This window comes from Nocardioides sp. Root240 (assembly GCF_001428825.1).
Classification (GTDB): Bacteria; Actinomycetota; Actinomycetes; order Propionibacteriales; family Nocardioidaceae; genus Nocardioides.
On record NZ_LMIT01000015.1, the window covers coordinates 74,970 to 88,548 of the forward strand.

Genomic DNA, 13,579 nt, shown 5'->3' on the forward strand with positions numbered 1-13,579 from the left:
GAGGGTCGCGATGCCGTGGCGGTTGATCCGGGACAGGCGCGCGAACCGGTCGGTCGAGGCAGCTTTCTCCTTGGCCTCGGCGAGTTCGGGAGAGGCGGCGGCGACCTTGCCTTCGACGAGGGCTTCGAAGCGGGTCCAGGCGAGGCGGCCGTCGGCGGCGTCGACGACTTCGGTGTCGACCCACGCCGTCTCGTCGGGGGTGAGGTCGTGGGTGGCTTCGGCGACGTGGCGGGCGTGGCGGACCCGGACGGTGCCGGCGTCGATGCCGGCCTGGAGGTGGGGGAGTCGGGTGGTGATGTCGATGGCGTCGGTGATGAGTTTCTTGGCGCCGTAGGGGGAGGTCTGGATCCGGGCGCCNTGCGGCGTAGGAGTCGCCGGGGTGCAGCCGGGCCCATTGGTACGCCGCGCGGAGGATCGTGCGCTCGGCGTCGAGTCGGATGGCGTGTTGGGTCTCGACGAACGCGAGGAGGTCGCTGGCGGACAGGTCCGTCAGCTCATCGCGTTGGTCTTGCAGCCCCGAGTTGGCCATACCCGTATTGCATCACCCGCCCCCGACACAACTAACCGAGGTGCGTGCTGAGCCAGTCCGCGGCGGAGGCGATGGCCGGCTCGACGTACGCCGGCTGGTCGTAGAGGTCGATGTGGTTGGTGGTCTCGATCCACAGCAGGTCGCGGGGCTCGTCGAGCCGGTCGAAGACCTGCTGGGCGCCCTCGGGGGAGCAGTACTCGTCGCGGGTGCCGTGGATGATGCGGACCGGTGTCGGCGAGACGAAGTCGGCGCCGATCGCGGCGTCGAGGGTCAGCAGCGAGTGGATCGAGGCCGTGGTGACCTCGTTGCGCCAGCCGGGCGTCGCGCCGCGGCTGGTGCCGTAGTACGCGAACGGCTCGGGTCCGCCCATCGCGGCCGGCCCGTCGGGGGACACGGCCGGCATCGTCGTGTCGCTGTCGGCGAGCAGCTCGGCCAGCTTCTCCCGGTACGCCGTGCGGCCGAAGCCAGCCTGCATGGCCTGCGGGCTGTTGTAGGCACCCGCGATCGTCACCAGTGCCTCGACCCGGCCGTCGAAGGCGGCCGCCTTCAGCGCGTAGCCCGCGCCCAGGCAGATGCCGACGAGGCCGACGCGGGTCACGTCGGTGTGCCCGCTGAGGAAGTCGACGGCGGTCTGGAGGTCGACGAGCTTGCCGCCGGAGTCCTCGTGCTGGCGGCGGGAGCCGCCGCTCGCGCCGAAGTTGCGGTGGTCGAACGCGAGGGTGGTGATGCCGCGGGCGGCGAGGCCCTCGGCGTAGACGGCGACGACCTGCTCCTTCACGCCGGTGAACGGACCGGTCAGCGCCACGGCGGGCCGGGGCCCGGGGCCGGCGCCCGGCCGGAGCACGGCCGCCAGGTCGATCCCGTCGGGGGTGGTCAGCGTCAGCTCCTGCGTCATGACCGCAGGCTAGGGCCTACCCGACGGGCACCGCTCGGGGTGCGTCCGGCCTCGGCGCCTCCGGCCTCGGCGCGGTCATCGCCTCCAACTTCGGGCTGAGGTAGGCGAGGCCGGCCGCCACGACCAGCGCGACGCCCTGCGCGACCTGCTGCCAGAAGGTCGGTACGCCGAGCAGGGTCAGGCCGTTCTGCAGGATGCCGAGGAAGGCGACACCGAGGACCACGCCGACGAGGGAGCCCGAGCCTCCGGCGAGCGCGACGCCGCCGACGAGGACGGCGGTCAGCACCGCGAGCTCGAAGCCGAGGCCCGCCGTACCGGACTGGACGGCGCCCAGCACCGAGGCCTTGATCGCGCCGGCCAGCGCGGCGAGCGCACCGGTCAGCAGGAACAGGCCGAAGGGCACCATGCGCACCCGCACGCCGGAGAGGTACGCCGCCTCGCGGGACACCCCGATGGCGTAGATGTGGCGGCCGACGGGGGTGGCGACGAGCACGAACCCCGCGACCAGTACGACGAGCAGCGCGATCACGACCGGTGAGGGCAGCCCCGCGACCTTGGAGCCCCCGAGCCAGGCGAAGGACTCGGAGAACCCGGTCTGCGGGAGCGGTGCGAGCTGCTGGGCGATGCCGCGGACGGCCGTCAGCGTGCCGAGGGTGACGATGAACGGGGACAGCCCGAGGCCGCAGCACAGGAAGCCGTTGACCGCGCCGACGGCGAGGCCGGCGAGCAGTGCGAGCAGGACACAGCCCAGCATGCCGCCGTCGTGCTCGGACGCCAGCCAGCCGGCGGCGACCGCGCCGAGGGCGTAGGTCGAGCCGACCGACAGGTCGAGGTAGCCGCTGATCACCAGCATCGCGGTGGGGACCGCGACGATCGCGAGGGTGGCGCTGTCGGTGGCGATGCCGAGCAGGTTCTGGCTGCCGACGAAGCTGCCGGTGCTGGCCTCGAACGCGATCGCCATCACGATGATGACGGGGATCAGCGGATAGCGGGCGAGCTGGCGCACGGACTGGGGTGTGCTCATGACGGAACCTCCGTGGGAGTGGGGCGGTGGACGGCTGCCAGGAGCGCGTCCTCGGTCAGGTCGGGGCCGGCGATGGCCGCGATCACACGGCCCTGGTCCATCACGAGGCAGCGGTCGGCGAGCGTCACCACCTCCTCGGGGTCGGTGGACGCGAACAGCACGGCTGCGCGACGCTCGCTGGCGATGGCCTGCACGACCCGGTAGATCTCGTGGCGAGCGTTCACGTCGACGCCCTGGGTCGGCTCGTCGAGCATCAGCACGGTGGTCGGGAGCACGCCGTTGATCCAGCGGCCGAGCAGCAGCTTCTGCTGGTTGCCGCCGGAGAACGCGCGGGCCGGTGCGACCGCGGAGGACGGGCGCACCCCGAGCGCGTCGGTCAGCGACCGGAAGGTCTCCAGCTCGCGCCTCCGGTTGCGGACGCCGAAGCGGGACAGCGTCCGCTGGGCGGGGAGCAGCGCGTTGTCGAGGGCCGACAGCGAGGCGAACAGGCCCTGCCGGCCGCGGTCGCCGGGCACCAGTGCGAGACCGGCCGCGAGCGCGGCGCGCGGACCGCGCCGGGTGACGGTACGACCGCCGACGCTGACCGTGCCCTGCCGCCGGTAGCGGCCGAAGACGGTCTCGATCGTCCGCGTGCGGCCGGAGCCGATCAGGCCGTACAGGCCGACGATCTCGCCCGGTCGTACGTCGAGGTCGATCGGCCCGATCCCCGGCCCGGTCAGGCCGCGGAGCTGCAGCTGGGGCGGGTCGGCGTCGAGGATCGGCGCGCGTTCGGGCAGGCCGGACGACGGCTCGGCGATGGCCTCGATGATGTCGCGACGCGACTTGCCGGCGAGCGGCGTCGAGACGTGGACCTGGCCGTCGCGGAGCACGGTCATCCGGTCCGCGAGCCGCTCCACCTCGCCGAGCAGGTGGGTGACGTAGCAGATGGCCAACCCGTCGGCCCGCAGGCCCAGGACGGTCCGCTCGAGTGCCTGGATCTCGTGCACCGACAGCGCCGCGGTCGGCTCGTCGAGCACCAGCACGGCGGGGTTGCGGCTCATCGCCTTCGCGATCTCGACCAGCTGGCGCTGGCCCATCGGCAGGTTCGCGACCCGGGCGTCGACCGACACGTTCGCCCCGAGCCGGTCCAGCAGCCGGCGGGCCTCGGCCCGCTGGTTGGCGCGGGTGACCACGCCGGCGCGGTGCTGCTCCTGGCCGAGGAAGATGTTGTCGACCACCGACAGCGAGTCGACCAGGCTGAGGTGCTGGAAGATGATCGCGATGCCGGCGTCGATCGACCTGCGCGGCGACAGGGCGTCGTAGGTGTGGCCGGCGACCTCGATCGTCCCGCGGTCGGGGGAGAAGGCGCCGCCGAGCGCCTTGATCAGCGTGGACTTCCCGGCCCCGTTGTGGCCGAGCAGGGCGTGGATCTCACCACTCTCGATGGTGAGGTCCACGCCCCGGAGGGCGTGCACGCCGCCGAAGGACTTCGCGAGCCCGGTGACCCTGAGCGTCATAGCGTGTCCGCCTCGGTCCTCGCGTCAGGAGTACTGGGAGATGATCTCGTCGAGCAGGTCGTCGCCCTGCTTGACGAGCGCGATCGGCACGTCGGTGCTGGCCTCGGCGTCGCTCTTGCCGTCCGCCACCGCCATCGGTACGTCGATCACGGCGTTGCCGATGTCGCGCAGCTGCAGCGCGGCCGACGCCCGGTAGAACGTGCCCTTCCTGATGAGCTCGAGCGAGCCGAGGTCGCCGTCCTGGCCGCCGACGTACGTCTTCGCGTCGTCCTCGGCACGACCGGCCTCGGCCAGCGCCTTGTAGCCGCCGAAGGCCGCGCCGTCGGTGATGCCGAGCACCATGTTGAGGTCGGGGTGCTTGGCGAGGATCGCCTTGATCTTCGACAGGCCGGTGTCGGGGTCGATCGCCTGCTCGCGGCCGACGACCTCCATGTCGGGGGCGGCAGCGGTGAAGGCGTCCATCATGCCCTTGGTCCGCTCGCGGCCGAGCTGGATCGTGTCGTCGACGAGGAAGGCGATCTTGCCCTTGCCGCCGAGGTTCGCCTTGGCCCACGCGGCGGCGTCCTCGCCGAGGAGGCGGCCGCCCTCCTCGAAGCTGAAGGTGATCGAGGCGCTCTGGTTCTTCAGCGTGCCGCCGTAGGTGACCCAGATCAGCCCGGCGCCGAGTGCCGCCGCGGCCTGGGTCTCGAGGGCCTCGAAGACCATCGGGAACGACACGATCGCCGGCACCTTCTGGGCGATGACGGTGTCCAGGTTGGAGGCCTGGACGTCGGGACGGCCGTTGTCGCTGGTCTGGGTCAGGTCGACGCCGACCTCCTTCGCCCGTGCCTTGGCGAACTTCGTGACGCCGGCGTAGACGGGCAGGAAGGTGAAGGGGTAGTCGAACGCGATCTTGTCGACGTCCTTGCTGGACTTGGCGACCTTGTCCTTCTTGTCGGTCGAGCTGGACGGGGCGGAGCAGGCGGCGAGGAGCACGGCGGCGCCGGCGCCGCCGGTCCAGCCGAGGAAGCGGCGACGCGAGAGGTCGGGGGTCTGGGACATGGTGGTTCTCCCTTGATGGGTGCGGAAGCGGTGCGGAGCGGTCGGGGTGGTGCGGGTGCCGTACGGCGGCGGAGGCTCAGGCGCGGTCGCCGGAGCCGATGGCGTCGAGGAGGCCCACGACCTCGTCGAGCAGGGCGGTCTGGTGGGGCTGCAGCTCGAGCTGGCCCATGCCGCCGAAGATCGGCTCGTAGGGGTCGTCGAGCGGCTCGGTCACCCCGGCGAGGGCCTCGATCACGGCCAGTCCGCAGAAGGGGACGTAGACCGGGTTGTAGCCACCCTCGTGGCTCATCGCGAGCCGGCCCCCGGCGTACCGGTCGGCGACGTCGAGCAGCCGCTCGGTCATGGCGCGGTAGGCGCTGGAGGTCAGGCCCTGGCGCGCCAACGGGTCGGCCGCGTTGGCGTCGAACCCGCTGGCGACCAGGACCAGGTCCGGCCGGAAGCGCTCGATGGCCGGCGTGATCACGCGGTCCATCGCCGAGAGGTAGCCGCCGTGGCCGGTGCCCGGCGGGAGCGGGATGTTGAGGGCGTAGCCCTCGCCCGCGCCGGTGCCGCGCTCGTGGACGTGGCCGGTGTCGGGCGGGAAGACCCGGTCCTGGTGGATCGAGATGGTCAGCGTGTCCGGGTCGTCGTAGAACGCGGCCTGGGTGCCGTTGCCGTGGTGGACGTCCCAGTCGACGATCGCGATCCGCTCGACGCCGCGGCTCCTGCGCACTGCCTTCGCCGCGATCGCAAGGTTGCCGAACATGCAGAAGCCCATGCCCTGCTCGGGCATCGCGTGGTGACCCGGCGGCCGTACGAGCGCGTAGCCGTTGTCGACCGCGCCGTCGACGACCTGCTCGACGAGCGCGATCACGCCTCCCGCGGCGAGCCGGCCGATCTCGATGCCACCCGGTCCGAACGGGCTGAGCCCGTCGCCGGAGTCGCCACCCTTCGGCTGGTCGCTGCCGTTCTGGACGTGGGCGAGGTGCTCGGGGGTGTGGACGAGGAGGATCTCCTCGTCGGTGGCCTTGCGCGGCCGCACCGGGGTGAGCCGGTCGATCAGGCCCGAGACGACGACCAGCTCGTGGAGCCGGCGCTTGGTCTCGGCGTTCTCGAAGTGCTGGAAAGGCTGGATCCCCAGCCGGTGGTCGGCGGGGAAGAGGCCGGCGTTGGTGCTGGTGTCGTGCCAGCCGAAGACCTCGTTGTAGACGTACCCGGTCGTCATCGTCGCTCCCGTGGTCGGCGCCGATGGTTCCGGCGCGGTCGGACCATCGTGGGACCGGGGTGGCCTGGGTCACATTGGCAGAAATGCCAGTCTTGCTCAGTCGAACGGCCGGCGGAGCACCGCGGCGATCGAGCGCACCGAGTCGGGCCGGCTCGACGGCAGGAGCACGCCGGCGGCGGTCGCCTTCGCGGCCGCACCCGCCCGTGACGGTGTGCCCAGCCGGGTCAGGATCGCCTCCACGTGGGCGGCGACCGTGCGCTGGGTGAGGAAGAGCTCCTCGGCGATCTCACGGTTGCCCGCGCCGGTCGCGACGGCGGTCAGCACCTCGAGCTGGCGCAGGGTCAGGCCCAGCGTCGACTCGGCCGGACGGGTCGCGATGACGTACGGCTGGTGCGTCGTCGGGCGTCCCTCGGGGGCGTGGATGCGCACCTCGACCAGGCGGCCGTCCTGCTGGTGCAGGAAGGTCGCGAAGCGGACGCCGGTCGCGAGGATGTCGTGGACGATCGCCTGCACGGTCTCGTCGACGTGGAGGTGCAGGGGGTCGCGGCCGACGACGGGACGGCTCCTGCCGTGGGCGTCCACGCGGACCACGGCGTACTCCGGGGGCAGGGTCACGTCGCGGACCGAGCACGATGCCACCTCGGTCACGCGGGCCAGCACGCGGCCGATCGCGGGCAGGCCGGCGAGGGTCTCGGTGCGGAGGTCGTCGGCCGAGCAGGCCGAGAGGTGGACGATCCCGATCACCACGTCGTCGGCGGCCCTGAGGGCGAGGGAGATCCCGTCGTCGTACCCGGCCGGGTGGAGGACGTCGTGGAAGTGCGGCGTGCGGCGGAAGTCGTGGGTGTCGGTCTCGATCCGCATCGGGCCGTGGCTGTCGAGGACGAGGCGCCCGTGGTCGGAGCGGAGGAACTCGCCGCCGAGGTGCTCGGAGACGGCGCGCGGGTAGCCGACCGTCGCGACCGTCTGCCAGCGGGCGGTCGTCGCGCCGCGGCTGGTCGTCGTCGCGGCGTCGACCTGGCAGGCGTGCGCGCCGACCTCGCCGGCCAGCCGGTCGAGCATCTGTGGGAGCCGCGTCGTGGCATCGTCCGGTGTCCCGAGCGTGGCCAGGTCGGCGACGAGCTCGAGCAGCGCGACGTCGGGCGCGTGGTCGACAACTGCCATGGAACCGCCATTGCTCAGGCCCGAGAACGTTAGGGACCAAATCGTAGGAGCGGCGGGGCGCGATGGCAACGGGTCGGTCCGCTCCCCGGACGGGGCGAGAAGTCCGGGACGGACGCTTGACGCACTCCCGATGGAGGGAGATAGTTCGGATCCGAACGACTGCGTTCGTGCGTGCGACCGAGAGGAACCCGTCATGTCCACTCCCGACGAGAGCAAGCCGGCGGCCCCGCGCAAGAAGGCAGCAGCCCCGCGCAAGAGGACGGCAGCCCCGCGTAGGACGGCGACCCCGACCGCGCCGGTGCCGACCCTGGGCACGGACGCGGCGTTCGCGCCGGCCGCCAAGGGCCGGGTGAGCCGGCCGCTGCGGAACATGTCGGAGGTGCGGCACTTCTTCCGCACCAACGACGTCCCGATCTACTTCCTCGGCGCCACTCCGTTCAACCTGCTCGGCCTCGACCGGTGGGTCCGCAACTTCACCTACGTCACCTACTACGACGCCTGGGACGGCGCGCACCCCCGCGTCTTCACGCCCCAGCACAAGCCCTACGTCGAGTTCGAGAGCGGCGAGCACGTCAACAACTGGCTGCTGGAGAACGCCGAGGTACGGGCGTTCATCGAGAGCCGGCGGGCCAAGGGCCAGCGTCCCAAGATCGCGATGGTCTTCTTCGACGAGGAGACCGAGCAGATCTGCGAGGAGCTCGGCTACGACCTGATCCTGCCGTCGGCCGCGCTGCGCAACCACCTCGACTCGAAGATGGTCACCACGCGGCTGGGCAACGAGGTGGGAGTGCCGAGCGTGCCCAACGTGATGGTGACGGTCGAGGACTTCGAGAGCCTGATGAAGGCGGCGGCCGAGGCCGGACTGGGTGACGACCTGGTCGTCCAGACGGCGTACGGCGACTCGGGCAAGACCACCTTCTTCATCGCCTCGGAGGCCGACTGGAGGAAGCACCGCAAGGACATCGCCGGCAACGAGACCAAGGTGATGAAGCGGATCAACAACCGCCCGGTCGCCGTCGAGGCGGTCCTCACGACGAGCGGGACCGTCGTCGGCCCGTTCATGTCCGAGCTGACCGGCCACTCCCGGCTGACGCCCTACCGCGGCGGCTGGTGCGGCAACGAGATGTTCCCGGAGGTGCTCTCCGAGGACCTGCGGGTGCGGGCCGGCGACCTGGTACGACGCCTCGGCGACCGGCTCGGCAAGGAGGGCTACCGCGGGTTCTTCGAGGTCGACGTCCTGGTCGACGTCGACACCGACGAGGTCTACCTCGGCGAGCTGAACCCGCGGATCAGCGGCGCATCGTCCATCACCAACGTCACGGCGGGTGCCTACGCCGACGTACCGCTGTTCCTGTTCCACCTGCTGGAGTTCCTCGACGTTGAGTTCGAGCTCGACGTCGACGAGATCAACCAGCGGTGGCAGGAGCTCGCGGCGGTCGACCTGTGGTCGCAGATGATCATCAAGGAGACCGCGCCGGGCGTGGAGCTGATCCAGTCGGCCGCGCCCACCGGTGCCTACACCTTCGACCGCGCGGGGACGCTGGTCTTCCAGCGGGCCGCCCTCGACTGGCACCAGCTGCAGGACGAGAACGAGGCCTTCTTCCTGCGGATCTACGGCGCCGGCGACTACCGCTGGAAGGGCGCCGACCTCGGCGTCCTGGTCACCAAGGGACGGCTGCAGACCGGTCGCCCGGGCAAGCCCGCGGCACTGACGATCCGGGCCAAGCACCTGATCGACTCGGTCCGCGCGCACTACGTCGGCACGCCCGTCGTCCCTCCGGCGCAGCCGGCCCCGGACCCGGCGGCCCTCAAGGGCAGCCCCGGAGGTGCCCTTGCCGGCGGCTAGGCTTCCCCGTCGGCAGGCTCGACGGACGGGCCGACGGGACAGGTCGGGGGACGCAGTGCTGGGTGGAACGCCGGGCCAGCCGCAGGTCGGGGTCACCCTCGACAACTGGCAGACCGCGCCCCAGCTGCACTGGTCGTTCCAGCACATCGACGAGCTGTTCCCGACCGCGACGATCTCGCGCGGCGCAGGTCCGGTGGCCGCCCTCGAAGCGACTCCCGTCGACCTCGCGCCCCTGCCCGTGACCCTGTACGACGGCTCCGTCGTCAGCGTCGGCGAGGTGATGGCGCAGACCGAGACCGATGGCTGGATCGTCTGCCGGGGTGGTCGGGTCGTTGCCGAGCACTACCCGCAGGCGATGGCACCGGGCACCCGCCACCTGCTGATGTCGGTCAGCAAGTCGCTGGTCGGCACGGTGGCCGGGGCGCTCGTCGACGACGGACTGCTCGACCCGGCGGCGCCGCTGGCGTCGTACGTCCCCGAGCTCGCTGCCAGCGGGTACGCCGGCGCGACCGTCCGCCACCTGCTCGACATGCGATCCGGGATCCAGTTCTCCGAGGCCTACCTCGACCCCGGCGCCGAGGTGCGACTGCTCGAGCAGGCGATCGGCTGGGCACCGCGCCAGCACCCGGGCGTGCCGCACACGATGCACGAGTTCCTGCTGACCCTGCGGCAGAAGGCGCCGCACGGCGGGCCGTTCGAGTACCGCAGCGGCGAGACCGACGTGCTCGGCTGGGTCTGCGAGGCGGCGGCGGGCGAGCGGATGCCCACCCTCATGTCCCGCGTCCTGTGGTCGCGGATCGGCGCGGAGCACGACGCGGTCATCGGCGTCGACTCGGTCGGGTCGGGGATGTTCGACGGCGGCATCTGTGCGGCACTCCGCGACCTGGCCCGGTTCGGTGCCATGCTCGCCGCCGGCGGGCTCTCGCTGACCGGGGAGCGGGTTGTGAGCGCCGCGTGGATCGAGGACACCTACCGCGGCGACCCGGACTCCCGGGCCGCGTTCGCCCAGAGCCCGACCGAGACGCTGATGCCGGGCGGCATGTACCGCAACCAGTTCTGGCTGCCCTACCCCGACCGCGACGTGCTGGTCTGCCTGGGCATCCACGGCCAGATGGTCTACGTCAACCCGGTCACCGGTGTGGTCGCCGCCAAGCTGTCGAGCTGGCCCGAGCCCCAGCACGCGTGGAAGCTCTTCGCGACCCTGCGCGCCTTCGACGCGGTGTCGGCGAACCTCGCCTGACGTCCTGCGGCGGATTCCACGGCGAACCCCTTGCGGAGTGTCGCGTTTCACAATACGTTCGGTCCCGAACGAGATCGTTCGGACCAAAACGATCATCCAACGTCGAGAGGACGACGCCATGGCGTCTCGACTTCCTGAGGGTTCCGACAAGGCGAGGGCGAGCGGGCGTGCCCGGCTGTCGCGCCGCTCCCTGGTGGCCGGTACGTCGGCCGCCGGCGTGCTGGTCGGCGCCGCGAGCGCGGCCCAGGCCGGCGGGGTGCCCGACATCGTGTGGCCGAAGGTGAAGCGGCCCGCCGAGCTGGGCCGGATCGTCGACTGGAGCGCCGCCGAGCTCTCCGTGGCGATCCGCCGCCAGGAGGTCACCTGCGTCGAGGTGATGACGGCGTACCTCGACCGGATCGACGACGTGAACCCCGCGGTCAACGCCATCGTCCAGCTCCGGCCGCGTGCCGAGCTGCTCGCCGAGGCGGCCGAGAAGGACCGGCTGCTGAGGAACGGCACCTACCAGGGCTGGATGCACGGCTTCCCGCACGCCGTGAAGGACCAGTGGAACGTCAAGGGGATGACCACCTCGGTCGGCTTCTTCGGCCAGCCGGGCGTCCCGGTCGCCCCGGCGACCACCGACGCCCTCCTCGTCGAGCGGATCCGCAAGGCGGGTGCGATCTTCATCGGCAAGACGAACCTCCCCGAGCTCGGCCTCGGGTCGCACACCTACAACAAGGTCTACGGCACCACGGGCAACGCCTACGACCCGACCAAGTCCGCCGGCGGCAGCAGTGGCGGCGCGGCCGTCGCGGTGGCCCTGCGGATGCTCCCGGTGGCCGACGGCAGCGACTTCTTCGGGTCGCTGCGCAACCCGCCGGGCTGGAACAACGTGCTCGGCCTGCGTCCCTCCTTCGGCCGGATCCCCGAGCTCGGCGGCGAGCAGTTCGTCCAGCAGGGCGGCGCCACGGGCCCGATCGCGCGGGACGCGCGGGACCTGTCGCTGCTGCTGTCGACCATGGCGGGCTACGACCCGCGAGTGCCGCTGGCGATGGAGGAGGACCCGAAGAGGTTCAAGACGGTCCGTCGTACGTCGCTCAAGGGCGTCAAGGTCGCCTGGATGGCCGACCTCGGCGGCTACCTCCCGACCGAGCCCGAGGTGCTGGCCGTGACCGGCGCCGCCGTCGACAGGATGCGCGCGCTCGGGGCCAAGGTCGACAAGGTCGACAAGCTCAACCAGTACGGGTCGTTCTCCAACGCCGACCTGTGGCCGACCTGGCTGGTCTTCCGGCACTGGCTCAGCGGCAACCTGAACTTCCCGATCTACAACAACCCGGCCTGGAAGCCCTACCTCAAGCCGGAGACGCTCTTCGAGGTCGAGGGCATGCTCCACGGCATCGACGGGTCCGGCCCGATCACCGCCCAGCAGGCGTGGAACGGGTCGGTGAAGCGCACCGCGCTCTACCAGGGCTTCCGCGAGCTCTTCGAGCACTACGACTACGTGCTGCTGCCGACCGCGCAGGTCATGCCGTTCGACAACGTCGACGCGCAGGGCAACGAGGTGCACTGGCCCAAGGAGATCAACGGCGTCGCGATGTCGACGTACCACCGCTGGATGGAGGTGACCGCGATCGGCACCCTGCTCGGTGCCCCGACCCTGGCCATGCCGGCCGGCTTCGGCGCGACCGGTCTGCCCATCGGGCTGCAGGTCATCGGCCGCAACCACGATGATGCGGGAGTGATCGAATTCGCTGCCGCGTGGGAGCGCGAGACCCGGCTCGTCGAGAAGCACCTCCCGCCGCTGATCAAGTCATGAGTCGTCGTCCCCTCATCGTCGTGCCGGCGCGGTTCTCCGCGTCGGCATCGGCGTTGCGCTACGGCGCCGACGTCGCGTCGCGTTCGCTCATCGAGGCGGTGTACGCCGCCGGCGGCGAGCCGCTCGTCGTCCACCCCGCCGCACCCGACGGTGCCGTCGACGTCACGGAGGTGGCGGAGCGGCTGTGGTTCGCCGACGGTGTGCTCCTGCCCGGAGGCGGCGACCTCGCGGCGCACTGGTCCGGCCAGGAGCCGCACCCGACGCTGTACGACGTCGACGAGGTCCAGGACGCCTTCGACCTCGCCGTCGCCCGGCACGCGCTCGCCCACGGCCTGCCGCTGCTCGCGGTGTGCCGCGGCAACCAGGTGGTCAACGTCGCCCTCGGTGGCGACCTGGTCCAGGACCTCGGTGAGCGGATCCACCGCCACGTCGTCCAGGAGATCGCCGTCGACCCGGCGTCGGCCCTCGCGGCGCTCGTCGGGACGGTGCCGACGATCTCCTGCTACCACCACCAGGGCATCGGCCGGCTCGGCACGGGCCTGCGGGCGGTCGCGCACGCGCCCGACGGGGTCATCGAGGCGGTCGAGCTCGACGGAGCGACGTCGTGGTACCTCGGCGTCCAGTGGCACCCGGAGGACACCGCGGCCACGGACCCGGTGCAGGCCGGGCTGTTCGCGGAGCTGGTCGCTCAGGCCTCGTCGCGAGCCTCGTCGCGAGCGTCGGTCTGAAGCTCGACGGCCTTCACGACGTCGCGCAGGGTGCGCGTGAACGTGCTCACCTTGCGCTCGGAGAGCTGGCTGACGATCTCGGACTCGACGGCGTTGAACTCAGGGTAGATCTGCTCCATCAGCGCCGTGCCCTCGTCGGTCAGGCGCAGCCGGACCAGGCGACGGTCGCGCTCGTCGCCCTCGCGGACGATCAGGCCGCGACCCTCGAGCGTCTTCACGACCCCGGTCAGCGTGGCCTTGGAGATGTCGGCCGACTCGGCGACGTGGCGGGTCTCCATGCCGTCCCAGATCCAGACGACCCAGAGCACCACGAAGCCGGTCCAGGTCATGTCGTGCTGGCGCAGCACGCGGTTGGTGAGCTCGGTGCGGACCGCGTTGGCCGCGCGGAAGAGGTTGGACAGGGCGTTGGCGGCAGCGAAGTCCAGGGGCAGGTCGCCCACGTGGTCCTTCATGGCGCGCTCGGTCTCCTCGAGCGTGTGGCGGTCCGGCATGACATCAGACTAGCCAACCCTCATTACTCAGCAGATCGTTCGGTAACAAACATTTTCCCGAAAACTTCACCCAGGGGGATGGTGCGCCGGGTCACATTGCGATTATCGTACGGATCCGAACGATCC

General features: G+C 71.4%; 11 protein-coding genes and 1 pseudogene. 4 read left to right on the forward strand and 8 right to left on the reverse strand.

Annotation, left to right across the window (positions count from 1 at the left end; all coding sequences use genetic code 11):
* The 7 genes and pseudogenes from ASE20_RS26095 to ASE20_RS21470 all read right to left on the reverse strand — a co-directional run.
* A pseudogene (locus ASE20_RS26095) lies at positions 1–348 on the reverse strand (DUF222 domain-containing protein); the annotation flags it as partial.
* Positions 349–560: 212 nt separating this feature from the next.
* The gene (locus tag ASE20_RS21445) at positions 561–1,424 is read right to left on the reverse strand and encodes an alpha/beta hydrolase (RefSeq protein ID WP_056896622.1); all 864 of its coding nucleotides are present in this window, start codon (positions 1,422–1,424) and stop codon (positions 561–563) included.
* Between the two features lie 16 nt (positions 1,425–1,440).
* Positions 1,441–2,448 carry an ABC transporter permease gene (locus tag ASE20_RS21450; RefSeq protein ID WP_056896623.1) on the reverse strand — a complete coding sequence of 336 codons (1,008 nt, stop codon included), beginning with the start codon at positions 2,446–2,448 and terminating at the stop codon, positions 1,441–1,443.
* A complete protein-coding gene (locus ASE20_RS21455; RefSeq protein WP_056896624.1) occupies positions 2,445–3,944 on the reverse strand; it encodes a sugar ABC transporter ATP-binding protein in 1,500 nt (499 codons plus the stop codon). Before ASE20_RS21455 ends, ASE20_RS21450 begins: the two co-directional genes overlap by 4 nt.
* Before the next feature lie 24 nt (positions 3,945–3,968).
* Positions 3,969–4,985 carry a sugar ABC transporter substrate-binding protein gene (locus tag ASE20_RS21460; protein WP_056896625.1) on the reverse strand — a complete coding sequence of 339 codons (1,017 nt, stop codon included), beginning with the start codon at positions 4,983–4,985 and terminating at the stop codon, positions 3,969–3,971.
* Positions 4,986–5,061: 76 nt separating this feature from the next.
* Positions 5,062–6,189 (reverse strand): class II histone deacetylase, encoded by a 1,128-nt coding sequence (locus ASE20_RS21465; protein ID WP_056896626.1) that lies wholly within the window; start codon positions 6,187–6,189, stop codon positions 5,062–5,064.
* A gap of 96 nt (positions 6,190–6,285) precedes the next feature.
* Entirely contained in the window at positions 6,286–7,350 is a 1,065-nt protein-coding gene (locus ASE20_RS21470; protein ID WP_056896627.1) for a helix-turn-helix transcriptional regulator, read from the reverse strand.
* 193 nt (positions 7,351–7,543) lie between these two features.
* Here ASE20_RS21470 and ASE20_RS21475 point away from each other — a divergent pair, with 193 nt between their 5' ends.
* The 4 genes from ASE20_RS21475 to ASE20_RS21490 all read left to right on the forward strand — a co-directional run bounded on the left by ASE20_RS21475 (position 7,544) and on the right by ASE20_RS21490 (position 12,962).
* On the forward strand, positions 7,544–9,196 hold the full coding sequence (locus tag ASE20_RS21475; RefSeq protein WP_082612759.1) for a biotin carboxylase: 1,653 nt from the start codon (positions 7,544–7,546) through the stop codon (positions 9,194–9,196).
* A gap of 55 nt (positions 9,197–9,251) precedes the next feature.
* Positions 9,252–10,436: a serine hydrolase domain-containing protein gene (locus ASE20_RS21480; RefSeq protein ID WP_056896628.1), complete on the forward strand. Its 1,185-nt coding sequence runs from the start codon at positions 9,252–9,254 to the stop codon at positions 10,434–10,436.
* 118 nt (positions 10,437–10,554) lie between these two features.
* Positions 10,555–12,234 (forward strand): amidase, encoded by a 1,680-nt coding sequence (locus tag ASE20_RS21485; RefSeq protein WP_082612761.1) that lies wholly within the window; start codon positions 10,555–10,557, stop codon positions 12,232–12,234.
* On the forward strand, positions 12,231–12,962 hold the full coding sequence (locus ASE20_RS21490; protein WP_056896629.1) for a gamma-glutamyl-gamma-aminobutyrate hydrolase family protein: 732 nt from the start codon (positions 12,231–12,233) through the stop codon (positions 12,960–12,962). The genes ASE20_RS21485 and ASE20_RS21490 overlap by 4 nt, the downstream gene beginning before the upstream one ends.
* Here ASE20_RS21490 and ASE20_RS21495 read toward each other — a convergent pair.
* Positions 12,923–13,453: a MarR family winged helix-turn-helix transcriptional regulator gene (locus ASE20_RS21495; protein WP_056896630.1), complete on the reverse strand. Its 531-nt coding sequence runs from the start codon at positions 13,451–13,453 to the stop codon at positions 12,923–12,925. The genes ASE20_RS21490 and ASE20_RS21495 overlap by 40 nt on opposite strands.
* Between the last annotated feature and the right edge of the window lie 126 nt (positions 13,454–13,579).